Source organism: Mesorhizobium ciceri biovar biserrulae (assembly GCF_001618845.1).
In the GTDB taxonomy this organism is placed as follows: domain Bacteria; phylum Pseudomonadota; class Alphaproteobacteria; order Rhizobiales; family Rhizobiaceae; genus Mesorhizobium; species Mesorhizobium ciceri.
In genome coordinates, this window is record NZ_CP015064.1 from 420596 (window position 1) to 444329 (window position 23734).

The 23734-nt window shown below is 64.1% G+C and carries 20 protein-coding genes; 14 read left to right on the top strand and 6 right to left on the bottom strand.

The annotated features are described in order from the left end of the window. Positions 1 to 98 precede the first annotated feature (98 nt). The 11 genes from ssuD (at position 99) to A4R29_RS02085 (ending at position 11767) form a co-directional block, all read left to right on the top strand. Positions 99 to 1271: an FMNH2-dependent alkanesulfonate monooxygenase gene (gene ssuD, locus A4R29_RS02035; RefSeq protein WP_063171063.1), complete on the top strand. Its 1173-nt coding sequence runs from the start codon at positions 99 to 101 to the stop codon at positions 1269 to 1271. After that, positions 1268 to 2728 carry an FAD/NAD(P)-binding protein gene (locus A4R29_RS02040; RefSeq protein ID WP_063171064.1) on the top strand — a complete coding sequence of 487 codons (1461 nt, stop codon included), beginning with the start codon at positions 1268 to 1270 and terminating at the stop codon, positions 2726 to 2728. The genes ssuD and A4R29_RS02040 overlap by 4 nt, the downstream gene beginning before the upstream one ends. A gap of 162 nt (positions 2729 to 2890) precedes the next feature. Further along, positions 2891 to 3991 carry a dimethylsulfone monooxygenase SfnG gene (sfnG, locus tag A4R29_RS02045; RefSeq protein WP_013528160.1) on the top strand — a complete coding sequence of 367 codons (1101 nt, stop codon included), beginning with the start codon at positions 2891 to 2893 and terminating at the stop codon, positions 3989 to 3991. A 112-nt stretch (positions 3992 to 4103) separates the two neighbouring features. Next, entirely contained in the window at positions 4104 to 5039 is a 936-nt protein-coding gene (locus A4R29_RS02050; protein ID WP_063171065.1) for an ABC transporter ATP-binding protein, read from the top strand. After that, positions 5036 to 5935, top strand: a complete 900-nt coding sequence (locus A4R29_RS02055) for a branched-chain amino acid ABC transporter permease (RefSeq protein ID WP_063171066.1) — start codon at positions 5036 to 5038, stop codon at positions 5933 to 5935. The genes A4R29_RS02050 and A4R29_RS02055 overlap by 4 nt, the downstream gene beginning before the upstream one ends. A 3-nt stretch (positions 5936 to 5938) precedes the next feature. Continuing rightward, entirely contained in the window at positions 5939 to 6979 is a 1041-nt protein-coding gene (locus A4R29_RS02060; protein ID WP_063171067.1) for a branched-chain amino acid ABC transporter permease, read from the top strand. A gap of 64 nt (positions 6980 to 7043) precedes the next feature. After that, on the top strand, positions 7044 to 8381 hold the full coding sequence (locus tag A4R29_RS02065; protein ID WP_063173525.1) for an ABC transporter substrate-binding protein: 1338 nt from the start codon (positions 7044 to 7046) through the stop codon (positions 8379 to 8381). 79 nt (positions 8382 to 8460) lie between these two features. Further along, positions 8461 to 9267 carry an ABC transporter ATP-binding protein gene (locus tag A4R29_RS02070; protein WP_063171068.1) on the top strand — a complete coding sequence of 269 codons (807 nt, stop codon included), beginning with the start codon at positions 8461 to 8463 and terminating at the stop codon, positions 9265 to 9267. Between the two features lie 24 nt (positions 9268 to 9291). Beyond that, positions 9292 to 10539 (top strand): SfnB family sulfur acquisition oxidoreductase, encoded by a 1248-nt coding sequence (locus tag A4R29_RS02075; RefSeq protein WP_063171069.1) that lies wholly within the window; start codon positions 9292 to 9294, stop codon positions 10537 to 10539. Positions 10540 to 10602: 63 nt separating this feature from the next. After that, complete coding sequence (gene msuE / locus A4R29_RS02080; RefSeq protein WP_063171070.1) at positions 10603 to 11163, top strand: FMN reductase; 561 nt, start codon at positions 10603 to 10605, stop codon at positions 11161 to 11163. 118 nt (positions 11164 to 11281) lie between these two features. After that, on the top strand, positions 11282 to 11767 hold the full coding sequence (locus A4R29_RS02085; RefSeq protein ID WP_063171071.1) for a hypothetical protein: 486 nt from the start codon (positions 11282 to 11284) through the stop codon (positions 11765 to 11767). Positions 11768 to 11781: 14 nt separating this feature from the next. Here A4R29_RS02085 and A4R29_RS02090 read toward each other — a convergent pair whose 3' ends face one another. The 6 genes from A4R29_RS02090 to A4R29_RS02115 form a co-directional block, all read right to left on the bottom strand. Further along, entirely contained in the window at positions 11782 to 12321 is a 540-nt protein-coding gene (locus A4R29_RS02090; protein WP_063171072.1) for a hypothetical protein, read from the bottom strand. Continuing rightward, positions 12314 to 15190: a sarcosine oxidase subunit alpha family protein gene (locus A4R29_RS02095; RefSeq protein WP_063171073.1), complete on the bottom strand. Its 2877-nt coding sequence runs from the start codon at positions 15188 to 15190 to the stop codon at positions 12314 to 12316. Before A4R29_RS02095 ends, A4R29_RS02090 begins: the two co-directional genes overlap by 8 nt. Continuing rightward, entirely contained in the window at positions 15187 to 15453 is a 267-nt protein-coding gene (locus A4R29_RS02100) for a sarcosine oxidase subunit delta family protein (RefSeq protein WP_063171074.1), read from the bottom strand. The genes A4R29_RS02095 and A4R29_RS02100 overlap by 4 nt, the downstream gene beginning before the upstream one ends. A gap of 70 nt (positions 15454 to 15523) precedes the next feature. Further along, positions 15524 to 16777, bottom strand: a complete 1254-nt coding sequence (locus A4R29_RS02105; protein ID WP_063171075.1) for a sarcosine oxidase subunit beta family protein — start codon at positions 16775 to 16777, stop codon at positions 15524 to 15526. 82 nt (positions 16778 to 16859) lie between these two features. Next, a complete protein-coding gene (locus A4R29_RS02110; protein WP_063171076.1) occupies positions 16860 to 19271 on the bottom strand; it encodes a GcvT family protein in 2412 nt (803 codons plus the stop codon). Positions 19272 to 19479: 208 nt separating this feature from the next. Next, positions 19480 to 20139: a TetR/AcrR family transcriptional regulator gene (locus A4R29_RS02115; RefSeq protein ID WP_024501867.1), complete on the bottom strand. Its 660-nt coding sequence runs from the start codon at positions 20137 to 20139 to the stop codon at positions 19480 to 19482. Between the two features lie 269 nt (positions 20140 to 20408). On the opposite strand from A4R29_RS02115, the gene A4R29_RS02120 reads away from it, so the two are divergent. The 3 genes from A4R29_RS02120 to A4R29_RS02130 all read left to right on the top strand — a co-directional run bounded on the left by A4R29_RS02120 (position 20409) and on the right by A4R29_RS02130 (position 23705). After that, positions 20409 to 21848: an aldehyde dehydrogenase family protein gene (locus A4R29_RS02120; protein ID WP_063171077.1), complete on the top strand. Its 1440-nt coding sequence runs from the start codon at positions 20409 to 20411 to the stop codon at positions 21846 to 21848. Between the two features lie 91 nt (positions 21849 to 21939). Beyond that, positions 21940 to 22515 carry a DUF1349 domain-containing protein gene (locus A4R29_RS02125; RefSeq protein WP_063171078.1) on the top strand — a complete coding sequence of 192 codons (576 nt, stop codon included), beginning with the start codon at positions 21940 to 21942 and terminating at the stop codon, positions 22513 to 22515. A gap of 215 nt (positions 22516 to 22730) precedes the next feature. Continuing rightward, positions 22731 to 23705: a hypothetical protein gene (locus A4R29_RS02130; RefSeq protein WP_013528143.1), complete on the top strand. Its 975-nt coding sequence runs from the start codon at positions 22731 to 22733 to the stop codon at positions 23703 to 23705. Positions 23706 to 23734 lie beyond the last annotated feature (29 nt).

A 23734-nucleotide genomic window follows, 5' to 3' on the forward strand; every position in this document is an offset into this window, starting at 1 on the left:
CCATCCGGACAGGACCACGCCATGCCTACCCTTTTGCGCTCGCCGTCAACCAAAGCAGGCATATCCGGCCGCCTCCGTCGGGCAGCGGGAGACAGGCCATGAGCAAGGACATTCCCGACCGTATCAAGGTGCTCTGGTTTCTGCCGACGCATGGCGACAGCCGCTATCTCGGCACGGCCGAGGGCGGCAGATCGGTCGATCTGCCCTATCTGACGCAAGTGGCGAAGGCGGCCGACACGCTCGGCTACTATGGCGTGCTGTTGCCGACCGGCCGCTCGTGCGAGGATTCCTGGGTGATCGCATCGGCTCTTGTGCCGATGACCGAACGCTTGCGTTTCCTTGTCGCTGTGCGGCCCGGTTTGCAGTCGCCGACGCTGGCCGCGCGCATGACTGCGACGCTGGACCGCATCTCCAATGGCCGCCTGCTGATCAACGTCGTCACCGGCGGCGATCCGCTGGAGAACAAGGGCGACGGCATTTTCCTGTCGCATGCCGAACGCTATGAGGTGACGCAGGAGTTCCTGCGCATATACAAGCGGGTGCTGAGCGGCGAGACGGTCGAGCATGACGGCAAGCATTTCCACATCGAGGACGGAAGGCTGCTGTTTCCGCCGGTGCAGACGCCTTACCCGCCGCTGTATTTCGGCGGTTCGTCCGACGCTGGGTCCGTGGTGGCGGCGCAGGAGATCGACAAATATTTAACCTGGGGCGAGCCGCCTGCCGATGTCGGGCGCAAGCTGGACAGCGTGCGTGAACTGGCGCAGAAGGCCGGCCGCAAGCTCTCCTTCGGCATTAGGCTGCATGTCATTGCCCGCGAGACGACCGAGCAGGCCTGGGCCGCTGCCGACAGGCTGATCAGCCGCCTCGACGACACGACGATCGCCTCGGCCCAAAAAGTCTTTGCGCGCATGGATTCGGTCGGGCAGGCGCGGATGAGCGCATTGCATGGCGGCGATCGTGCCAAGCTCGAGATCGCGCCCAATTTGTGGGCCGGCGTCGGCCTGGTGCGTGGCGGTGCCGGTACTGCCCTTGTCGGCGACCCCGACACGATCGCCGAGCGCATCGACGAGTACCGGCGCCTCGGCATCGATACCTTCATCCTGTCCGGCTATCCGCATCTGGAAGAAGCCTATCGCTTCGGCGAACTGGTGCTGCCGAAACTGCCGACCGACCATCCGGTCAAAGCCGCTGGCTCGTCCGTCAACACCGGTCCGTTCGGCGAGACCATCGCCGGCGACCACCGGCCGAAATCGCTCGCCAGCGCCTCGTGAACGCGCTCCCTCCGGCCCGCCGGTTGCGCGTCGCCATCCTTGGCGGCGGCTTTTCCGGCGCGGCGGTGGCCTGGCATCTGGCGCGGGCACCTCAATCGGAGCGCCTGTCGATTTCCGTCATCGAGCCGCGACCAGCGCTCGGCGGCGGCCTGGCCTATTCCAGCGAGGAACCGTCGCACCGGGTCAATGTCCCCGCAGTCAGGATGAGCATGGCTCCCGATGATCCGCAGCATTTTGCACGCTGGTTGGCTGGCAGCGGAGAACTCGAACACGACCCGGATGCCATCTGGAAGAACGGCGACGCTTTTCCGCGCCGTCGCGTGTTCGGCCGCTACGTCGCCGAGCATCTGGCGCCGTATCTCGGTTCCGGCCTTGTCCATCATGTCGAAGGTTCCGCCACACGCGTGACACGCGATGCCAATGGCGCGGGCTGGACCGTGCACACCTCTGCCGGACCGGTCGTCGCCGATATCCTCGTCCTGGCAGCGACGCATCCGCGGCCCGGAATTCCCGACGCGCTGGCCTCGCTGACGGAAGCGCCAGGTTTCGTCGCCGATCCGTACGCTTCCGCCGCGCTTTCAGGGATCGGGCCGGAGGCGTCGGTGCTGATCGTCGGCTCCGGGTTGACCTCGGCCGACATGGTCGCCGAACTTGACCGCCGTGGCCATCGCGGCCGTATCCTCGCGCTGTCGCGCCGCGGCCTGCGCTCGCGCGGCCACCCGGATATCAGGGGCGAGCCTTTTGGCGACTTTGCATCCGCGCCGGCCACGACGGCGCTCGGCCTGCTCAAGACCATTCGCGCGACGCTGGCGGCCGCGCGCGCCGCCAATGTCAACTGGCAGTCGGTCTTCGATCAGCTGCGCCTCCAGGGGCCGGTGCTGTGGGCTGCACTTGCGCCGCCGGAGCGGGCAAGGCTGGTGCGCCAGCTGCGCGTGTTCTGGGACGTGCATCGTTTCAGGATCGCGCCGCAGGTCGCCGCCGTGCTCGACCGGCGTCATGCCGCCGGTACAGTCGACACCATTGCCGCCAGGCTTGTCGCGTCGAACGACGAGGACGGCAGCCTGGCTGTCAGCTTTCAACGGCGCGGGCAGACCCGGATCGAGACGATGCGCTTCGCTGCCGTCATCAACACCACCGGTCCGGCCCATGGGCAGGCGCTGCAGCTGAACCCGGCGCTAAGCTCGCTGGCGGAAGCCGGCTTGATCAGGACGGACCAATATGGGCTTGGCATCGAGACAGGTCTCGACAGCCGCGCGATCGGCCGGGACGGCGCGGCGGTCGCGACACTCCTGGTCGCCGGCCCGCTGGCACGAGGGACTTTCGGCGAGCTCATGGGTCTGCCGGAAGTCGCCCGCCATGCCCAGGCGGTCGCGGTTGAAATTGCCAGGCTGCTGGTAACCCTGCCGTCAGCGCAGGCCATCGGCCCCAATGCCGCACACCGTCCACGCGTGGGCTGACACCTGCGGGCCGGGTTCGGCAGCGAAAATTGGTATTTCCGTCCCAAGAGCGCCCCAAAAAACGGAAAATCCTTCTTTGTATATATATTCTATAAACATAATAAATATCGGAGCCGGCGCGACCGGAGCGATCAACGACACGGCCTGAATGGGAGACAGTTCATGGCACATGCAGAAGCCGATCCGATCAAATTCGCCTACTGGGTGCCGAATGTTTCGGGCGGCCTGGTGATTTCCAACATCGAGCAGCGCACCAACCATTCTGCCGAGTACAATCGCAAGCTGGCGCAGATCGCCGAGAAGGCCGGCTTCGACTACGCGCTCAGCCAGATACGTTTCACGGCCGGCTACGGCGCCGACGAACAGCATGAATCGGTGGCGTTCAGCCATGATCTGCTGGCGGCGACCACGACGCTCAAGGTCATCGCGGCGATCCTGCCAGGACCATGGAACCCGGCGCTGGCGGCCAAGCAGATCGCCACCATCAGCTACCTGACCAACGGCCGCGTCGCGATCAACCTTGTCTCCGGCTGGTTCCGCGGCGAGTTCCATGCCATCGGCGAGCATTGGCTCGACCATGACGAGCGCTACCGCCGCTCGGAGGAATTCATCCGTGCGCTGCGCGGAATATGGACTGAAGACAGCTTCACCTTCCGTGGCGATTTCTACCGCTTCAATGAGTATTCGCTGAAGCCGAAACCGCCGCAAGTACCCGAAATCTTCCAAGGCGGCTCGTCGCGCGCCGCGCGCGACATGGCATCGCGCGTCTCGGACTGGTACTTCACCAACGGCAACACGCCGGCCGAGATCGCCAAGCAGGTCGATGATATCAGGGTCAAGGCGAAGGCCAATAACCATTCCGTCAAAGTTGGCGTCAACGCCTTCGCGGTCGTTCGCGAGACCGAGGACGAGGCCAGGGCGGTGCTCGCCGAAATCATCGCCGAGGCCAATCCCGACGCGGTCAATGCTTTTGGCCATGAGGTCAAGAATGCCGGCAAGGCCTCGCCGGAAGGTGAGGGCAATTGGGCGAAATCGTCCTTCGACGATCTGGTCCAGTACAATGACGGTTTCCGCTCGAACCTGATCGGCACCCCCAGGCAGGTCGCTCAACGCGTCGTCGACCTGAAGCGCGCGGGTGCGGATCTTATCCTGCTCGGTTTCCTGCACTTCCAGGAGGAGGTCGAGTATTTCGGCAAGCATGTCATCCCGCTCGTTCGCGAACTGGAAGACGCCGAGGCGGCGGCGTCGCTGGCGGCGGAATAGTCACCCCATAGGCACGCCGGACAGGCGCCGGCCCGCACGCACGAAGCTTGCCCGGCGCGCTGATCCGTCGGGCGGCAACAGGATTTTGCGCGCCTAATCAAGGACGATTGGAATGCCGTTGCCCAGTTATACGCTCGGAGTGATGGAGGCTTCCGCCTATGCACCGGAAGTCTTTGCACGCGGCTTGCCGTCAGACCAGCGGCCGGAGCAGTCGTTCGAAGATGCCGCCAGGCCGGCAGGGGCCGTTGCCGGCGCTGCCTCAGCGTTGCTTTCGCTTCAGGGCATCAGCCTGTCCTTTGGCGGCGTCGTGGCACTGGCCGATATCGACCTATCGGTCCGCCAAGGCGAGATCCGTGCCATCATCGGCCCGAACGGCGCCGGCAAGAGTTCGCTGATCAACGTCATCAGCGGCGTCTACCGGCCGGATAGCGGCCATGTCCAGCTCGACGGTACCTCCTATGCCCAGGTCCCGACGCAGCGGCTGGCCCATCTCGGCGTCGCCAGAACCTTCCAGAATCTCGCACTGTTCAAGGGCCTAAGCGTCCTCGACAATGTCGCCTCTGGCCTTGCCTACAAGGTTCGCTCCAACTTTGCCGGCCAGGTGCTCGGCATCGGCCGCTCGCGTGGCGAGCAGCGCGATTCACGCAGCCGTGCCGAACAGATCCTTGAATTCCTCCATCTCACCGCCATTCGCGACCGTCTTGTCGGCACCTTGCCTTACGGGCTGCAGAAGCGTGTCGAACTGGCCCGCGCGCTGGTGGCCGAGCCGCGCCTGCTTTTGCTCGACGAGCCGATGGCCGGCATGACAGCGAGCGAAAAGAGCGAGATGGCGTCTTTCGTCCGTGCCGCGCGCGATCGTTTCGCCACCACCGTGGTGTTGATCGAGCACGATGTCGGCGTCGTCATGGGTCTGTCCGATCGCATCGCCGTTCTCGACTACGGCCGCAAGATCGCCGACGCCACGCCCGATGAAGTCAGGAACGACCAACGCGTCATCGATGCCTATCTCGGCGTCGCCTCGGACAATGAGGACGGGGCAGGCATATGATCGCCGATTTCGACTACCAATTCCTCATCGAAGTGCTCGTCGGCGGCCTGCTCTCAGGCGTCATGTATTCGCTTGTCGCGATCGGCTTCGTGCTCATCTACAAGACCTCGGGCGTGCTCAATTTCGCGCAAGGCGCGCTGCTGCTGTTTGCGGCACTCACCTTCGTCAGCCTCGTCGAGCGCGGTATTCCGTTCGCGCTGGCGCTGGCGGTCACCTTCGCCATCATGGTGGCGATGGGTGTCGCCATCGAGCGCACGGTGCTGCGGCCACTGACCAACAAGCCGCCGATCACACTGTTCATGGCGACGCTCGGCCTGTCCTACATCATCGAGGGCGTCGCCCAGCTGATCTGGGGCACGCAGGTCCATGGCCTCGATCTCGGCATCGAGGACGTGCCGCTGGAAATCGGCGGCGTGCTGATCAGCCAGTTCGACATTTTTGCCGCGGTGGTTGCCGCCGGCATGGTCCTCCTGCTGTCGCTGTTCTTTCGCTACACCCGCATCGGCCTCTCCTTCCGCGCCGTTGCCGATGATCAGTTCGCGGCCCTCGCGGTCGGCCTCAGGCTGCCCTTGATCTGGGCCACCGTGTGGGCTGCCGCCGGCCTTGTCGCCCTGGTGGCGGGACTGCTCTGGGGCGCACGCCTCGGCGTGCAGTTCTCGCTGTCGCTGGTGGTGCTCAAGGCGCTGCCGGTGCTGGTGCTCGGCGGCTTCGATTCCATCCTCGGCGCCATCGTCGGCGGGCTGCTGATCGGCGCCAGTGAGAAGCTCGCCGAGGTCTATATCGGCGATTATTTCGGCGGCGGCATCGAGAGCTGGTTTGCCTATGTCGTCGCGCTCGTCTTTCTGCTGATCCGCCCTTCCGGCCTGTTCGGCCAGAAGCTCGTTGAGAGGATCTGAACAATGACCGCGATAACAAGCGATTTCGTCGCCGCGCCGGTGCTGCCGAAATGGGTCGTACCGGTCCTGCTGCTCGCCTTCGCCTATGGTGTCGTGCCGCTGATCGGCTCAAGTTATCTGTTCGAGGCCATCCTGCTGCCGTTCCTGGCGCTCAGCCTCGCAGGCGTGGGCTTGAACATTCTCACCGGCTATGCCGGCCAGGTCTCGCTGGGCAGTGCCGCCTTCATGGCGGCGGGCGCCTTCGCCGCCTATAATTTTAACCTGCGCGTCGAGGGCCTGCCGCTGATCGGCAGCATCTTCCTGGCCGGCATCGTCGCCGCCGCGATCGGCATCGTTTTCGGCCTGCCCAGCCTGCGTCTGAAGGGTTTTTATCTCGCGGTCTCGACGCTCGCCGCGCAGTTCTTCGTGCAATGGGCGCTGACCAAGTTCAGCTGGTTCTCCAACAACTCGGCGTCAGGCGTCATCGACGCGCCGAGACTGTCGATTTCAGGTTTAGCGCTCGACGGCGCCGTCGGCCGCTATTTGTTCGCGCTGACAATCGTCACTGTGCTGACCTTCCTTGCCTACAGGCTGGTCTCGTCGCAGACCGGTCGCTACTTCATCGCCATCCGCGACAATGAAACCGCCGCCCGCATCATCGGCATTCCGGTGCTGAGGACCAAGCTGCTGGCCTTCGCCATCTCGTCCTTCATCATCGGCGTCGCAGGCGTCATCTGGGCCTTCGCCTATCTGAGGACCGTCGAGCCGGACGGCTTCGATCTCGATCGGTCGTTCCAAATCCTGTTCATCATCATCATCGGCGGGCTGGCTTCGATCCGCGGCGCGTTTTTCGGCGCCGCCCTCATCGTGGTTTTCCCGCTCGCTCTGTCGCGCCTCGGCGGCTTCCTGCTCGGCGATCTCTTCGATTCGGGCGTGCTCGACATGAGCCAGCGCATCGTTCTGGGCGCGCTCATCATCCTGTTTCTGATCCTTGAACCCGACGGGCTGGTGGCGCTGTGGGACAGGGTCCGAAGACGGCTCCTGTTCGCCTGGCAGTCGACTTGAGCTGATGCATCCGAAAATGAACAAGGGGCCGAACAAGACGGCCCATACCGGGAGTACCTCGACCATGACTTTCCTCAGCACAATCAAGGCGGCGGCATTGTCCGCGGTGATGATCGTGTCGGTGGCCTTGCCCGCCGCGCACGCCGACGAACAATATTTTCCGCTGCAGAGCTATCGCGTCGGGCCTTACGCGGCCGGCGGCACCGGCTTCTTCGGCGGCTTCATCGACTATCTCAACCTCATCAACATCCGTGACGGCGGCGTCAACGGCGTCAAGCTGACCTGGGACGAATGCGAGACCCAGTACGAGGTCGAGCGCGGCGTCGAATGCTACGAGCGGCAGAAGAGCCATGCCGGCGCCGCCGCCTGGAACCCGCTCTCGGTCGGCATCGCCTATGCCATGATTGACCGCATCACCGCCGACAAGGTGCCGCTGATCACCGTCAACCACGGCCGCACCGATTCCACCGACGGGCGTGTCTTCCCCTACGTCTTCCCGCTGCTGCTCAATCCCTACAGCGAGACATCAGGCATCGTGAACTACATCGCCTCCAAGGAAGGCGGCATCGACAAGCTGAAGGGCAAGAAGATCGTCGTGCTCTATCACGGCTCGCCCTACGGCAAGGAGACCATCCCGATCTATGAGCTGCTGGCGCAGAAATACGGCTTCACCGTGCAGCAGATCGAGGTGCCGCATCCCGGCAACGAGCAGCAGTCGCAGTGGCTGACCATCCGCCGCGCCAAGCCGGATTTCGTCGTCCTGCGCGGCTGGGGTGTGATGAACCCGGTGGCGCTGAAGACGGCGGTCAAGGTCGGCTATCCCGTCGATCACATCGTCGGCAATGTCTGGTCGAATTCTGAAGAGGATGTCATCCCTGCCGGCGACGCCGCCAAGGGTTACACCGCCATCACCACGCAGGCTTCCGGCAACTCCTACCCGGTGGTTCAGGAGATCGTGAAGACGGTCTACGGCGCCGGCAAGGGTAACCTTGAAGACAAGGCGCGCATCGGCTCGGTCTACCACAATCTCGGCATCGTCAACGGCATCCTCAATGTCGAGGCGATCCGGGTCGCGCAGGAGAAGTTCGGCCACCGCACGCTGACCGGCGACGAGGTCCGCTGGGGCTTCGAGCATCTCAAGCTTGATCCGGCCAAGGTCGAGGCGCTCGGCGCCAAGGACCTGTTCCACTCGATCAATGTCAGCTGGGACAACCATGAAGGCGAAGGCTACGTGACCTTCCAGCAGTGGGACGGCAAGAAGTGGAACGTCGTCTCCGACTGGATCGCGCCGGACTGGGCGCTTCTGCGGCCAATCATCGAGAAGTCCGCCGAGGCCTACGCCGCCGAGAAGGGCATCAAGCTGCGCACCGCCGACGATGCCAATGCTGTGACCACCAACTGATCAGTCAGTGCCGGGCGTCGCGGACCAAGTTTCCGTGGCGCCCGACCTGTTCGGTTTTCGAACCGCGAAAGAACAGCCTATGCCGAACGATGACGTCATTCTTGCTGTGGACACGGTCCATGCCACCTACAGCCACGCCATCACGGCGCTGCATGGTGTCAGTTTCGAGCTCAGGCGCGGCCAGATACTGGCATTGCTCGGTGCCAATGGTGCCGGCAAGACCACGACGCTGAAGGCCGTCTCCAACCTGCTGCCGGCCGAACGCGGCCAGGTCAATGCCGGCACCATCCGCTATGACGGCTCGGATGTCTCGCGCCGCAAACCGGGTGATCTGGTGCGCGCCGGGCTGGTTCAGGTGCTGGAAGGCCGCCACTGCTTCAAAAGCCTCACCGTCGAGGAGAATCTGATCGCCGGCGGCATCGGCCGCAGCGGCAGCCGCGCCGAGATCAACGGGGATCTCGAACGGATCTACGGCTATTTCCCGAGGCTTCGGGAAAAACGCCGGACATTGTCCGGCCTGACCTCCGGCGGCGAACAGCAGATGACCGCCATCGGCAGGGCGCTGATGTCGCGGCCGCGGCTGCTCGTCCTGGACGAACCGTCGATGGGGCTCGCGCCAATCATCGTCCAGGACATCTTCCAGAGCTTGAAAAAACTCAACCGCGAGACTGGCCTATCCATCCTGGTCGCCGAGCAGAACTCCGCAGTGGCGCTGCGATATGCCGACCATGCCACGGTGCTGGAGAACGGCGTTTCCGTTCTCGCCGGCGCGGCCCCCGAGCTTCGCCAGCGCGAGGACATCAGGGCCTTCTATCTCGGTCAATCGAACCCCGGGCAACAGACGTCACCCGCCACCAAGCCCGCCCATCTCCACGCCGTTGCCTGAATCGAAATCCCAAGGAGCAGTGAAATGACCGTTTCGACCGTCAAGACCGACAAGGCTTCCGCCGCCGTGCCGCCAGTCGCAAGGCCGACCGCCCCGGCGCACATCATCAAGGACGACGCCGAGGCGATTGCGGTTGCCCATGCGCTCGCCGCCGAATTCGTCAAGGACTCCTCCCGGCGCGACCGTGAACGGATCTGGCCGGTCGCCGAACTCGATGCCTTTTCGCAAAGCGGCCTGTGGTCGATCAATGTACCCAAGGCATTCGGTGGGCCGGAGGTGTCCTATGCGACGCTGGCGAAGGTGATCGAGATCATCTCGGCGGCGGATTCCTCGATCGGCCAGGTTGCGCAGAACCATCTCGGCGTCGTCGCTGCCATCCGCACCGTCTCCGACGCGGACCAGCAGAAGCTGCTGTTCGCCGAAGCACTGAAGGGCACCCGGTTCGGCAACGCCTTTTCCGAGTTCGGCTCCAAGCGCGCCGCCGATTTTGAGACCCGCTTCACCGATGCCGGCGATCATGTGGTCGTCAACGGCCGGAAATTCTATTCGTCCGGCGCGCTGCTCGCCCATCTGGTGCCGATCGTGGCGCTCGATGACGAGGGCCGCGCCTGGTATGCGATCGCCGACCGCGGCGCACCCGGCCTGACCGTCATCGACGACTGGTCGAGCTTCGGCCAGCGCACGACCCTGTCCGGCACCGTCATCATCGACAACGTCAAGGTGCCGAAGACGCATCTGGTGCCCGGCTACAAGGGCTACGACAAACCGACCGCCGACGGCGCCATCTTCCAGATCATCCAGGTGGCCGTGGACACCGGCATCGCCCAGGCGGCGATCGACGAGACGGTCGATTTCGTCAGGACCAAAAGCCGCGCCTGGATCGACAGCGGCGTCGACAACGCCTGGGACGATCCCTACACCATTCAGGCCATCGGCGACCTGACGCTGCGCCTGCACGCGGCGCAGGCGCTGCTCGAAAAGGCCGGTCATGCAATCGACCGGGCAGTGGCCGAGCCGACAGCCGAGACGGTGGCGCACGCCCAGATCGTCACTGCCGAGGCAAAAATCCTGTCGACAGAGATCGCCATCGCCGCCACCAACAAGCTGTTCGAACTGGCAGGGACCCGCTCAACCCTGGCCGAGCACAATCTCGACCGGCATTGGCGCAACGCTCGCACGCACACGCTGCACGATCCGGTGCGCTGGAAGTACTCGATCCTCGGCAAATATTTCCTCAACGGCGAAAACCCGCCGCTGCACGCTTGGAGCTGATTTCCACCGGCGGGCTGGCGGCCCGCCACGTCAAACCTTCGACCATTCAAGAGGCCCACTGCCATGTCAAACCCAACAGTCGTCGGCTTTTCTGGCAACATCACCAGGCCGTCAAAGACGCGCGCCTTCGTCGATCTGGTCGCCAGGGACATCGCCGCCAGCCACGGCCTATCGGCGAGCACCTATGATATCGAGGATCTCGGGCCGTCGCTGGGAACGGCGAAATGGGCCCGCGATCTCGACGGCCAGGCGCACGCGATCCTGGAACAAATCCTCGCCGCCGACGTGCTTGTCGTGGGCTCGCCGACCTACAAGGGCAGCTATACCGGCCTGTTCAAGCATTTCTTCGATCTGATCGATCCGGCGGCATTGCGGGGAAAGCCCATCGTGCTGACGGCGACCGGCGGTGGCGAGCGCCATGCCTTGATCGTCGAGCATCAGCTGCGGCCGCTGTTCGGCTTCTTCGAGGCCTTTGCGCTGCCCACCGCCGTCTACGCCACCGACAAGGATTTCACCGACGGCGTGCTGCGCTCCGAGGCGATCCTTAAGCGTGCGGCGCAGGCGGTCGACGAGGTCGGCTTTGTGCTGGCCAATCGTTCGGCAGGCTGGATCGCCGCTGAATAGCCTGTCGTCAGCCAGATTGAACTGAACGAAATCCGTGAGGGCAGCGCCCCCGCTTACGCGCAATTTACGACCGACCGCTAAAACCGTTCCTGTCTGATTCGTCTGGGACAGGAACGTCATGAGCAAAGCCCTCACATCCTTCGCATTGGTCGCCGTGCTGACCGCCTTGCTCATGGCGTTGAGCCTGGCTGTCGCCAGGCACGGCTATCCCTATGGCGCGATCGGCGTCAGGCGCCTTGACGGCATTGCCGACGCCGGCGTGTTCATCCCGATTGCCGCCGTCTATTTCTTCAGCGCGATGCTGATGATGATCCTGCCGATAAGGGCGGCCGGTATCGTCCTGACCCATGCCGCCGATGCCCTTTTCTGGACCGTGATCGCACTGTTTGCGACCATCGTCGGCTGTATGGTCGCCAGATGGGCGTTCGGGCAGGGCAGCGCCGTGTGGACATTGCTGAACTGGCGGTTCCTGTTTGCCGCGGCGATCGTCGGTTGTCACTTTGTCATGAACGAGCTGCGCCGCAACGTGCTGCTGCGCAGCCTGTTCTTCGCCGTCTTTGCCGCCGCGACGCTGGCCTGCCTGTTCTGGTCGTTCACACTCTGACCAGCCGTAACCGGCTACTTCGCTGATCCTGCGGCGATGTTGCCGGCGGCAATTTCCATCCATGTCCAGAGATAGGCGGCAAGACCGCGATCGACATGGATGCGCAGCTTGGCGTCATGGCGATAGACGACGGCGCTGATGTCGGCGAAGGAGAGCGCTGCACTGGCGCTCGCTTGGCTGGGATCGAGCGTCGTTCCACGCGCGATGAAAGCGTCGAGCGCCGTGCCCTCGGCCTCGAACATTTGCAACCCGGCGCTGATCGCCGTCACCGCGAACCCGTCTGTGTGCCAGCCCGAGGCGATGGCAAGCGGGCTGTTCGAGACGACCAGCAGCCGGTCGCGCGCCAGTCGTGCCGCATAGCGGTCACCTTGTGCGGTGCCAAAGGCTCCGACACCAGTGCGGTCCACGCCAGATACTCGCGCCCATGCGTCGAGATCGCCGCTGACCAGCAACTGGGAGAGGTCGAGGACTGCTCGTATCGCAAGGCCCGGCGTGGCGATGACCGCGCCCTGCCAGTCCGGTGCAACGGACCATTTTTCCGCGAGATCACGCATGCAGCCGGTCTCCTGCCGGGTCGAAGGCGCAAGGGGCGGTAATTGTCGCCTTGCTGATCTTGCCGAGATGCTGGATGTCGATCGTCTCGCCGTGCCGCGTCGCGCCGCGCTCTATCAGCCCAAGCGCAACCGGGCGGCCAAGCGTCGGGCTCTGGTAGCTCGAGGTGACAAAGCCCTGGCTGTGCAATCTCCCGTCGATCCGTTTGATGCCATGCGCGCCGGTCGGCAGCGGTGCTTCGCCTTGCGGCACTGCCAGCCCGACAAGCTGCATGCGATTGTCACGCGACGCCTCCTCGGTGAACAATGAGCGGCGGCCGACGAACTCGGTCTTGCGTTTGGCCCGCGGACCGTGGACGCCGAGATCATGCGGCAATGTGGTGCCGTCGGTGTCCTTGCCGATGACGATAAAACCCTTTTCGGCACGCAGGATCATCAGCGCCTCCAGGCCGATGACGATGGCGTCGAGCGCCTGGCCGGCCTCGCGCAGATGCGCCCATAGCGGCTCGGCGTGGTCGGCCCGGATCGAAATCTCGTAGCTCCTGTCGCCGGTGAAACTGACGCGGGCGATGCGGACTTCGTCGCCGGCATAAGTGCCATGACCGATCGCCATATGCGGCAGGTCGGCATCGTCGAGCGAGAGGCCAAGATGCAGCTTTTCCAGCAGCTTGCGGGCATTTGGCCCCGAAACGGTCAGTGTCGCCATGTCCGGTGTGGCGTTGTGGATGTAAACGGCGCTGCGGCCAAAACGGTCCTGGCGCCATTCCTCCAGCCGCGCATGGACGGCGGCGACATGCGAGGACGAGCACGACACGATGAAGCGATGCTCGTCCAGCCGCACCAGCACGCCGTCGTCGAAGACCACGCCGTTCTCAGACAGCATGAAGCCATAGCGGCAGCGGCCCGGTTTCAGTGTTGACATGGTGTTGTAGTAGAGGAAATCGACGAACGCCGTCGCCTGCGGCCCGATCACCTCGATCTTGCCGAGCGTCGAACCATCGAACAGCGCGACCGACTGGCGCGCACGTCGCGCCTCGTCCGCGATCGAACGTTCCGCGTCCGCGTTGCCGCCATAGTGGGCAGGCCGCAGCCAGCCGCCATATTCCTGGAAGACAGCGCCGCTGGCGCGATGGACGTTTTCGAGCGGCAGTCGCCGTACCGGCGCCATCAATTCACCGACGCGCGCGCCGGCAAAGCTTGCCAGCGGCACCGGCGTGAACGGCGGCCGGTAGGTGGTGGTGCCGACCTCCGGCACCGTGCGGCCGGTAATCCCTGCCATCAGCGCCAGCCCGGGCAGGTTGGAGGTCTTGCCCTGGTCGGTCGCCATGCCGAGCGTGGTGTAGCGCTTCAGATGTTCGACCGAGACGAAGTTTTCGCGTGCGGCCAGCTCGACGTCCTTCACCGTCACGTCGTTCTGGTAGTCGATCCAGATGCGGCCTTTCGAGCCCGGCATCGGCCAGGCCGGGAGAATGCCGTCCGTCGCCTCCGGCCCGGTGCTGCGTGGTGTTGCCGCGTTCTCCTTGCCGGCGAATGCCTTTTCCACGCCGGCAAACACCTCCGACAAGGAGACCGCGCCGGCTGCGGCGCCGACCACGGCGATACCGCCGACCGGTTCGCCCGGCAGGAAGGCCGCGCGCGCATCGCTCCAGGCGAGCTTGCCCCTGGCCTGGCCGAAGAGATGGATGGTCGGCGTCCACCCGCCGGAGACCACAACGCAATCGGCATCGAACCTCGTGCCGTCGTCGAGCGTCACGCCGTCGACGCGCAGCTTGCCGCTGGCGGATGCGAGAGAACGCCCCTTGATCAGCCGGACATTGGCCGCCGCCGCAGGCGCGCCGTCACGCCGGATATCGACAAGCCTGACTTCGGCGCCAACCTCGGCAAGCGCCCCCGCCACCTCATAGGCGCTGTCATTGTTGGTGGCGACGATGATGCGGCGGCCGACCAGCACAGCGTGGCGCCGGAGATAGGCGAACGCCGCATCCGCCGACATGATGCCCGGCAGATCGTTGTTGGCGAAAGGCAGCGGCCGCTCGATGGCGCCGGTCGCCAGCACGATCTGGCGCGGCCTGACCCGCCACAGCGTATCCGGCCGGCCGTCGAGATGACGCTGGTTCAGCCCGACCAGATTGTGGTCGTAAATGCCGAAGGCGGTGGTCGAAGGCAGGATGAGGTGACCGCCAGCGGCAAGCCCGGCAATCGTCTCCTTGACCCATACGGCCGCCGGCTTGCCGTCGATCTCCGCGGCACGATGGCCGAGCGATCCGCCGGGACTCTGCTGGTCGTCGACCAGTGTGACGGTCAGGCCAGCACCGGACGCCAGCCCTGCCGCCGCCAGCCCGGCCGGTCCCGCGCCTACAACCAGCACATCGCAATGATGGTTGATCTGGTCGGCCTTGCCGGGCGAGGTCCAGTCGGCGTCGACTGTGCCCAATCCCGCCATGGCGCGGATGCGCGGCTCGAACCTGTGCCAGTCCGGCCACATGAAGGTCTTGTAGTAGAACGCCGCTGGAATGAAGCGCGCGAAACGGTCGAGGAAGGCGTTGCGGTCGGCCAGCGCGCTGGGCGTGGCGTTGACGCTTTTCGCCACCAGTCCGTCCCGGGCCGGCTCGGTCGTGGCGCGGGTGTTCGGCGTTGCCCGCGTGCCGCCGATATCGACCAGCGCATTTGGCTCCTCGACGCCGGCGCCCCATATGCCGCGCGGCCGGTGGTATTTGAAGCTGCGGCCGACGACCGCGACGTCACCCGCCAGCAGCGCCGAGGCGATGGTGTCACCGGCAAAGCCTTGCACGATGGTTCCGTCGAAGCTGAAGCGGATCGGGCGCGAGCGGTCGATGGCGCTGCCGCCGGTGGCAAGACGTGAGGCGGTCACGCGACGTGCTCCCCGCCGAGTGCGGCCGAGGACAGCACCTTGTGGGTGACGGTGTCGCGCTCCATAACGAAGAACTCGCCGCAGTTCATGTGAACCCAGATCTCGCGCGCCGCGCCTTTCGGATTGGTGCGCAGATAGAGATAGTTTGCCCAGCGATCGATCGGCACATCGGCGCCATCCGGCCTGATGTTGCCGGCATCGCCGCCATAGTGGAATTCGGTTTCGTCGCGCGGACCACAGAATGGGCAAGGAAAGAGCTGCATAAAATCCTCAATCTTCGTCTTTATGCATGTCGTTCTCCCAAAACCGCTGCGCACTTTTGGGCGACATGCATCAGTGCGCGATGCCGGAGCCGGCCGCTTCGTCGATCAGCCGCCCGCTGGCGAAGCGATCAAGGTCGAATGGACGGCTGATGTGGTTGTGTTCGCCAGTCGCCAGCAGGTTCGCCAGCAGCGTGCCGCCTGCGGGAATGGCCTTGAAGCCGCCCGTGCCCCAGCCGCAATTGAGGAACAGGCCGGGCAGCGGCGAGGGGCCGATGATCGGCGAGGAGTCCGGCACGACATCGACGATCCCAGCCCATTGCCGCATCAGCTTGAGCTGGCCGAAGATCGGGAACATCTCCAGCAGGCCGGCGATCACCCCCTCCAGCGTCGGCAGATTGCCGCGTTGCGCATAGGAAGGAATGCGGTCGAGCCCGCCGCCGATGACGATCTCGCCCTTGTCCGACTGGCTGACATAGACGCCGCAGCCGGGCGACAGCACCACCGTGTCGAGGATCGGCTTGACCGGTTCGGACACGCAGGCCTGCAGCGCATAGGAATTGATCGGCAGGCGGAAGCCGGCCCTGGCCGCCAGCACCGAAGAATGCCCGGCCACCGCCATGCCGATACGCTCGGCACGGATCGCGCCACGCGAGGTCTGGACGCCACGGCAGCGGCCGCCCTCGATGATGAAATCGGTGATCTCGCAGTTCTGGATGATGTCGACGCCGAGTCGGCTTGCGGCCCGCGCATAGCCCCAGGCGACCGCATCATGGCGTGCCGTTCCGGCCCTGCCTTGCCAGATACCGCCGAACACCGGGAAGCGTGCGTCCGGTGAAAAATTGTAGATCGGCGCCACCCGGCGCACATCGTCAGGCGAAAACAGCTCCGCATCGATGCCGTTGATCTGCATGGCGTTGACGGTGCGGGCGCCGATCTCCATCTCGCCGGTCGAGTGGCAGAGATTGACCATGCCGCGTTGCGACAGCATGACGTTGTAGTTGAGCTCTTTCGACAATCCCTCATAGAGCCGGTGCGCCAGCCCGTAGAGCTCGACGCTCTCCGGATAATAGTAGTTGGAGCGCACCACGGTGGTGTTGCGGCCGGTGTTGCCGCCGCCGATCCAGCCTTTTTCCAGCACCGCTACCCTGGTGATGTTGTGGTTCTTGGCCAGGTAATAGGCCGTTGCCAGCCCATGGCCGCCGCCACCGATGACGATCACATCATAGGACAGTTTCGGCTCGGGCGAGCGCCACGCCGGTTGCCAGCCGGTTTGGCCGGCCAGGCCCTCCTTGAACAGCGACAGGGCGGAATAGCGTGTGGTCATGACGTGCCGGACAGGCCTGATGTTCGGAAAGAAACGTGGATCATCGCATGGTCTTCCGCACCGACGTCACCGGTTCGATCGGTCATGCCCGCATCGCCTTGCCCAGTGGATCGTATGGCGACGAGGCGATGACGCGCGCACCTCTTTCGACGCCGACGATGTGGGTTGTCAACTGCGTATCGATATCAGCCACCTCGCGCTCGACCAGCGCCATGGCGAGGCTCTTGCCGACCGTATGGCCGTAGCCGCCCGAGGTGACGAAGCCGGCAAGCTTGCCTCTATACCAGACCGGCTCGTAACCGCTGGCATCGGCGTCCACCGCGTCGATTTCGAGCGTCACCAGCGTGCGCCTCGATGAAGCCTTCAGCTCCTTCCGGGCCGCCTCGCGGCCGATGAAATCGCCCTTGTCGAAAGCGATCCAGCGGTCCATCCCGGTCTCATCGGGCGTATAGTCCTGCGTGAACTCGCGCGACCAGATACCAAAGCTCTTTTCGAGCCGCAGCGAATTGACCGCGCTGAAGCCGTATTCGCTCACGCCCAGATACTTGCCTGCCGTCAGCAGAGCGCGGCGCAGGCCCGCGTGCTCATTGGCCTGGCAATGGATCTCGTAGCCGAGTTCGCCGATGACCGAGAGCCGCCCGACCTTGGCCCGCACCAGCCCGACATCCAATGTCCTGCAGGCTAGAAAGCCAAAGGCCTCGTGCGAAACGTCGTGATGCGTCAGGCGCTCAAGCAACATTCGCGCATTGGGACCAGCCAGCGAGAAACCGACGACCGCGTCTGAAATGTCGCGGACGGTGACGCCGTCGCTCATATGCTGCTCGAACCAGCGCATATGCCACTGGCGCAGATAGTAGGATCCCATGATCCACCAGGAGCCATCGCCCCAGTTGAAGACGGTGAGGTCGCCCTTGAGCTTGCCGTTTTCGCCGAGCATAGGCGCGAGCTTGGCGCGACCCGGCTTGGGCAGCGCACAGGCAAGCAGCCGGTCGAGCCAAGTTTCCGCCTGCGGCCCGGCGATTTCGTAGCGCGAGAAGGCAGTGATATCGAGCAGACCGACGCCCTCGCGCACCTTGCGGCATTCCTGTGCGGCGATGTCGAAGGCGTTGGAGCGCTTCAGCGTCGGTGTCTCGACGAAGCCATGCGGCGCGAAATAGAGCGGCACTTCCATGCCCCATGAGTTGCCCCAGCGCGCGCCGGCGGCATCCATCGCGTCATGCGCGCCGGCTGTCTTCAAGGGCCGCCCCGCCGGCAACTGCTCGTTGGGATAGCTCATGACAAAGCGGCGCGAATAGAACTGCCCGGTGGTCTGCCTGATGTATTCGCGGTTGGAGGCGAAATCGCCATAGCGGGCGATGTCCATGCCGTAGACATCGGCTTCCGGCTCGCCATGGATCATCCATTCGGCAAGCGACTTGCCGACCCCGCCGCCTTGCAGGAAACCGGCCATGACGCCGCACGCCACCCAGTAGTTGGGAACCCCGCGCACCGGGCCGACCAGCGGATTGCCGTCCGGCGAGAAGGTGAAGGCGCCGTTCACCCAGCGCTTGATGCCGGCATTCTCCAGGCAGGGGTATCGGCTGAAGCCGAGGGCCAACTCGTCGGCGATGCGGTCGGTGTCTTCCTGGATCAGTTCAATGCCGTAATCCCACGGCGCCCCATCCATGTTCCAGTGCTTGTGGTTGATCTCGTAGATGCCGAGCAGCAGGCCCTTCTGTTCCTGGCGCATGTAGGTGAAGCCTTCGAGATCGACGATCAGCGGCAATTCCTTGTCCAGCGCCTGGATTTCGGGCAGCGCCTCGGTGACGAGATAATGGTGCTCCATCGGCGACACCGGCAGGTCGATGCCGGCCATCCGGCCGACCTGCTTGGCCCACAGCCCGCCGGCATTGACGACGTGTTCGGCAATGACCGTGCCCTTCTCGGTGACTACGTCCCAGCCGCCGTCCGCGCGGCGGTTGAGTGCCAGCACGCGGTTGTGCTCGATGATATCGGCGCCGCGCAGCCTGGCTGCCTTGGCATAGGCGTGCACGACGCCCGAGGGATCGATATGGCCTTCGCGCGCGGCATAGAGTCCACCCAGCATGCCATCGGTGTTGAGAATCGGGCAGCGCTGCTTGATCTCATCGACTCCGACCAGGTGGACATCGTCGATGCCCATGGTCTGGAAGATGCGGTATGACGCTTTCAACCATTCCCAGCGCTCCGGCGCGGAGGCGACCGAGATGCCACCGGTCATGTGCATGCCGATGCTCTGGCCCGTTTCTTTCTCGACCTCGGAGAGCAGGTCGATCGTGTAGGCCTGCAGGGCGGCGATGTTGGGATCGGCGTTCAGCGCATGGAACCCGCCGGCCGCATGCCAACTCGACCCTGCGGTCAGCACCTCGCGTTCGATCAGCGCGACGTCGCTCCAGCCGAACTTCGCTAGGTGATAGAGCACCGAGGCTCCAACCACGCCGCCGCCGATGACGATCGCCCGATATTGGGATTTCATCCTGTCGCACTCCACCCAGCCAGTGGCGTACCCTATCGGTATTGTACATATGTGTCTAGAGCTTGGCGGACAGCGGAATGAGCGCCCGTGCGCCGCTCTGCGCCGATACGGCAGAGGGCTCCTCTGCTGCTGTCGGCAGCAACCGTGCTTGCTATTGGGCCGATGCACGAAGCGAAATCGTCAGGCCGCGGCGGCCGAGCGGCCCGTACTATCGATTGCGCGAAAGCGTCTTCTCGACATAGCGCGAGAAGTCCTCGACATCCTCCGCCGGAGGCTCCTGGCCGGTGAAGCTGCGCAGATAACCGGCGACGTGAGGCAGGCGGCTGCTCATCGGCTCGTTGAGCTCAAGCGAGTAATAGCCGATCTGCATGAAATACAGCACGCGGGCCCGCACGAAGGCATCCTCCTCGTCGTAGCCGTGACGCATGAACATGTCGCGTATGGCGTTGACACGCTCCTCGTCGGCCTCGTCTAACGCGCGCCTGATGGCGGGCGAGCGACGGGCCCAGGCCCTGATCGCGAAATCCAGCTGGGGGTCGAACAGCCTTTCGTCCACCCAGCATTCGAAAATGCTCATCACCCCACGTATGACGGTGGCGGAAGGCCGCCTGGCGCGTTCCACGATGAATTTGGTATTCGTCTGCCGCCAGTAGTCCAGCAACTGATCGAGCAGATCCTGCCGGCTCTTGAAATACCAGTAGAAGCTGGAGCGCGACACATCGAGCTTCTGGCCAAGCGTCAGCACGCGGACGCGTTCGACTCCGTCAGAGATCAACGTTTCAAGCGCAAGCTTCAGCCAGTCTTCGCGAGTGGCCTTGATGTTGCCGGTGGCGCCGGCGCGCTGAATCGTCGTTTCGAGAGCTGCCATCGACACGACGCATGACATGCTGCCTCAGGCAAATCAAGGCTATGGACATAAGTGTACAGGATGAATCGGCCCAAGCCGATTGATGCACGATGGAGGTTGGCTGCATCGAGGCTCGATGGGGAATCGTCGTCGCCCGCCATCCGCGCGGCGCAGGCACGGGGATTTTTGTCGCGGCTGGCGGTTCACTGTTTGCTTTCCCGCGAGGCAATTGTCTGGCAAATACCAGTTCAGACAGATGCCCGCGCGGCCAACAAGCAGGAACACACGATATGACGCTGTTTCGAAAGAACCTCATCGATGGCGAGTGGGTCGGCGATGCCGGTTCGCGCAACATCAACCCCTCGGATACCGGCGACATCGTCGGCGACTATGCATCGGCGGGTGTCGAACAGGCCCAGCAGGCGATCGCTGCGGCCAAGGCAGCGTTCCCGGCTTGGTCCCGCTCCGGTCCGCTGGCGCGTCACGCGGTGTTGAAAAAGGCCTCCGACGAGATTCTGGCGCGCAAGGACGAGATCGGCCGCAACCTGGCGCGAGAGGAAGGCAAGACGCTGGCCGAAGGCATCGGCGAGACAATTCGCGCCGCCCAGATATTCGACTTCTTTGCCGGCGAAACGTTGCGTTTGACCGGAGAGGTCGTGCCGAGCGTGCGGCCGGGCGTCGGCGTCGAGATGACGCGCGAGGCGGTCGGCGTGGTCGGCATCATCACGCCGTGGAATTTTCCGATCGCTATTCCGGCCTGGAAGATCGCCCCGGCGCTGACACACGGCAACACCGTCGTCTTCAAGCCGGCGGAACTGGTTCCCGAGAGCGCCTGGACCATCGTCGACATCCTGCATCGCGCCGGCCTGCCGAAGGGCGTGCTCAATCTCGTCATGGGCAAGGGCTCGGTCGTCGGTCAGGCGATGCTCGACAGTCCCGATGTCAACGCCATCAGCTTCACCGGCTCGGTCGGCACCGGCAAGCGCGTCGCTGCGGCAAGCATCGAACACATGCGCAAGTTCCAACTTGAAATGGGCGGCAAGAACCCGCTGGTCGTGCTCGACGATGCCGACCTCGCGATCGCCGTCGATTGCGCGCTCAACGGGGCCTTCTTCTCGACCGGCCAGCGCTGCACCGCCTCGTCCAGGCTGATTGTGGCTGACGGCATTCACGACCGCTTCGTCGACGCCCTCAAGGATCGCATGAGCAAACTGGTCATCGGCGATGCGCTCGACGCGCAGACCCAGATCGGTCCTGTCGTCGACGCGACGCAGCTGAAGCAGGACGAGGACTATATCGCCATCGGCGTCAGGGAAGGTGCCACGCTCGCCTTCGGTGGCGGGCGGCTCGACCGCAAGACGCCGGGCTTCTACCTGCAGCCGGCGTTGCTGACCGAGGCGACCAACGCCATGCGCAGTTCGCGCGAGGAGATTTTCGGGCCTGTCGCCAGCGTCATTCGCGTCAAGGACTATGACGAGGCGCTTTCCGTCGCCAACGACACGCCCTTCGGCTTGACCTCCGGCATCTGCACCTCGAGCCTCAAGCATGCCACGCACTTCAAGCGCAATTCGGAGGCCGGCATGGTGATGGTCAACCTGCCGACGGCGGGTGTCGATTTCCATGTTCCCTTCGGCGGCCGCAAGGGTTCGAGCTATGGGCCGCGCGAGCAGGGCCACTATGCGGCGGAGTTCTACACCACGGTAAAGACGGCCTATACATTCGCGGGCTGATCAGCCGTCGACCGATCAGCCGGGCTGATCGGTCACTGCCGGCCACGCCGGCAACCCCGCCATGCACATCTGGATTGGAGCGGCGCGAAGGATGACAGTGCAGGACCTGACCTGGCTTAACCCGCCGCCGCACCATTCTATCGACGGCGACAGCGTTCGTGTGCACACCGGCAAGGAGACCGATTTCTGGCGCGAGACCTTCTACGGTTTCTGGCGCGACAATGGCCACTTCCTGCACCGGCCCGTCGAAGGCGATTTCACCGCCGAGGTCACCGTCAAAGGCGACTACGAGGTGCTTTATGATCAGGCGGGGCTGATGGTGCGGCTCAGCGAAACCCATTGGATCAAGGCCGGTATCGAGTACACCGACGGCCTTGCCTATTTCTCCGTCGTGGTCACCAACGACACGTCAGACTGGTCGCTGGTCGCCATTCATGCCGGTCCGGGCGGCGTCAGGATCCGGCTGACCCGTCACGCCGAAACGATCCGTGTCCAGTATCTCGATGCTTCCGACGGCCACTGGAAGCCTGTGCGGCTTGCCTACTTTCCGATCTCCAGGACGGTCGATGTCGGCATGATGTGCTGTTCGCCGCAACGCGAGGGCTTCGAGGTCACATTCTCCGGCTTTTCGGTGGGGCCGCCGATATCGCGGGAATTGCACGATTGAGACGTGCGGCCTGCGCCGACCGCAAGCCCTTCGACCTTTGTCATAATCAAGTCTGTAGATCGCCGCCTGCCTCGCCGGCGGCTGCGCCTGTCGTAAGTTGGGTTCTCCGGAGCCGGAAGGGTATTGCGGGGAAACTTTTGGCCTTTGTTCCGCTCAAGGCGAATATGTCGGGCAGCACGTTGCAACGGTATTGGCATCCGCGCTAGGAGTTGCCCATGGGCAGGTTGCGAAGGGCAGTCAAAAGAGCCGTCTATTCCAGGGCGCTGAGATTTCTTGGCGTTCCGCCCGTGCTGTGGTCGCAGGGGATCGGACATTTCTGCGATTTCGCCGGGCCGCGCTGGTATCGCAACGCGTCAACCGCATCGACACAGAGCGAGGCATTTTTCCGCCAGCATTACAGCGGCGCACATGGCATCGTCTGGCTGCGTCTGAGCACCTTGTCCAGGGATGCGCAAACCTGTGATCTCGACACGTTCGTCAGGATCGTGTTGCCGACGATCACGGCACCGTTCACGCTGCTGACGACCGATGGCGATGCTTCGGTGCCGTCGGATCTGGCGAAGGACACCGTCGACCAGCTTCTCGCCAACCCCTTCCTGGTCTCCTGGTACAGCCAGAATTGTGACGGCACTCACCCCAGGGTCAAGCCTTTCCCGATCGGGCTCGATCTTCACACGCCTCGGTCCTTCGCCACGCCGGAAGGGCTTGTGAAGCAACTGGAAATCATACGCGCCCGGCAGGATCATGTGGACCGCCGCCCGCCCAGACTGTTCTCTGATTTCAGCATCAGCAATGGCTCGAGACAGCGCCGGGAACTGCTTGATGCCCTGCGCGGATGTCCGCATGTCGATTTCCTGACGAAACGCGTCTCGCAGCGCTCGATCTGGCAACTGTACTCGCAATACCCGCTTGTGCTGTCCACCGAAGGCAACGGCCTGGACTGCCATAGGACATGGGAGCTGTTTTATCTCGGCTGCATCGTCGTCACCAAGACCTCGCCGCTCGACCCGCTCTATCAGGGTCTGCCGGTCATTATCGTCGACGACTGGCATGAGGTCAGGGACCCTGATGCGCCGAGGCGCTGGATAGAGCAGGTTAAGCACCTGACCGAGCGCGACCATGTTTGGGGACGCTTGCATCCGCAAACCTATCTCGAGCCCATTCGGCAAGAACTTCTGCACGCACCCTGACAGGGCAGCCACGAAATTGGAGTCGCGGT

Coding starts and splice junctions, on each gene's coding strand:
- ssuD (WP_063171063.1), top strand. CDS start 99: ATGAGCAAGGACATTCCCGACCGTATCAAGGTGCTCTGGTTTCTGCCG.
- sfnG (WP_013528160.1), top strand. CDS start 2,891: ATGGCACATGCAGAAGCCGATCCGATCAAATTCGCCTACTGGGTGCCG.
- A4R29_RS02050 (WP_063171065.1), top strand. CDS start 4,104: ATGCCGTTGCCCAGTTATACGCTCGGAGTGATGGAGGCTTCCGCCTAT.
- A4R29_RS02055 (WP_063171066.1), top strand. CDS start 5,036: ATGATCGCCGATTTCGACTACCAATTCCTCATCGAAGTGCTCGTCGGC.
- A4R29_RS02060 (WP_063171067.1), top strand. CDS start 5,939: ATGACCGCGATAACAAGCGATTTCGTCGCCGCGCCGGTGCTGCCGAAA.
- A4R29_RS02065 (WP_063173525.1), top strand. CDS start 7,044: ATGACTTTCCTCAGCACAATCAAGGCGGCGGCATTGTCCGCGGTGATG.
- A4R29_RS02070 (WP_063171068.1), top strand. CDS start 8,461: ATGCCGAACGATGACGTCATTCTTGCTGTGGACACGGTCCATGCCACC.
- A4R29_RS02075 (WP_063171069.1), top strand. CDS start 9,292: ATGACCGTTTCGACCGTCAAGACCGACAAGGCTTCCGCCGCCGTGCCG.
- msuE (WP_063171070.1), top strand. CDS start 10,603: ATGTCAAACCCAACAGTCGTCGGCTTTTCTGGCAACATCACCAGGCCG.
- A4R29_RS02085 (WP_063171071.1), top strand. CDS start 11,282: ATGAGCAAAGCCCTCACATCCTTCGCATTGGTCGCCGTGCTGACCGCC.
- A4R29_RS02090 (WP_063171072.1), bottom strand. CDS start 12,321: ATGCGTGATCTCGCGGAAAAATGGTCCGTTGCACCGGACTGGCAGGGC.
- A4R29_RS02100 (WP_063171074.1), bottom strand. CDS start 15,453: ATGCAGCTCTTTCCTTGCCCATTCTGTGGTCCGCGCGACGAAACCGAA.
- A4R29_RS02105 (WP_063171075.1), bottom strand. CDS start 16,777: ATGACCACACGCTATTCCGCCCTGTCGCTGTTCAAGGAGGGCCTGGCC.
- A4R29_RS02110 (WP_063171076.1), bottom strand. CDS start 19,271: ATGAAATCCCAATATCGGGCGATCGTCATCGGCGGCGGCGTGGTTGGA.
- A4R29_RS02115 (WP_024501867.1), bottom strand. CDS start 20,139: ATGGCAGCTCTCGAAACGACGATTCAGCGCGCCGGCGCCACCGGCAAC.
- A4R29_RS02120 (WP_063171077.1), top strand. CDS start 20,409: ATGACGCTGTTTCGAAAGAACCTCATCGATGGCGAGTGGGTCGGCGAT.
- A4R29_RS02125 (WP_063171078.1), top strand. CDS start 21,940: ATGACAGTGCAGGACCTGACCTGGCTTAACCCGCCGCCGCACCATTCT.
- A4R29_RS02130 (WP_013528143.1), top strand. CDS start 22,731: ATGGGCAGGTTGCGAAGGGCAGTCAAAAGAGCCGTCTATTCCAGGGCG.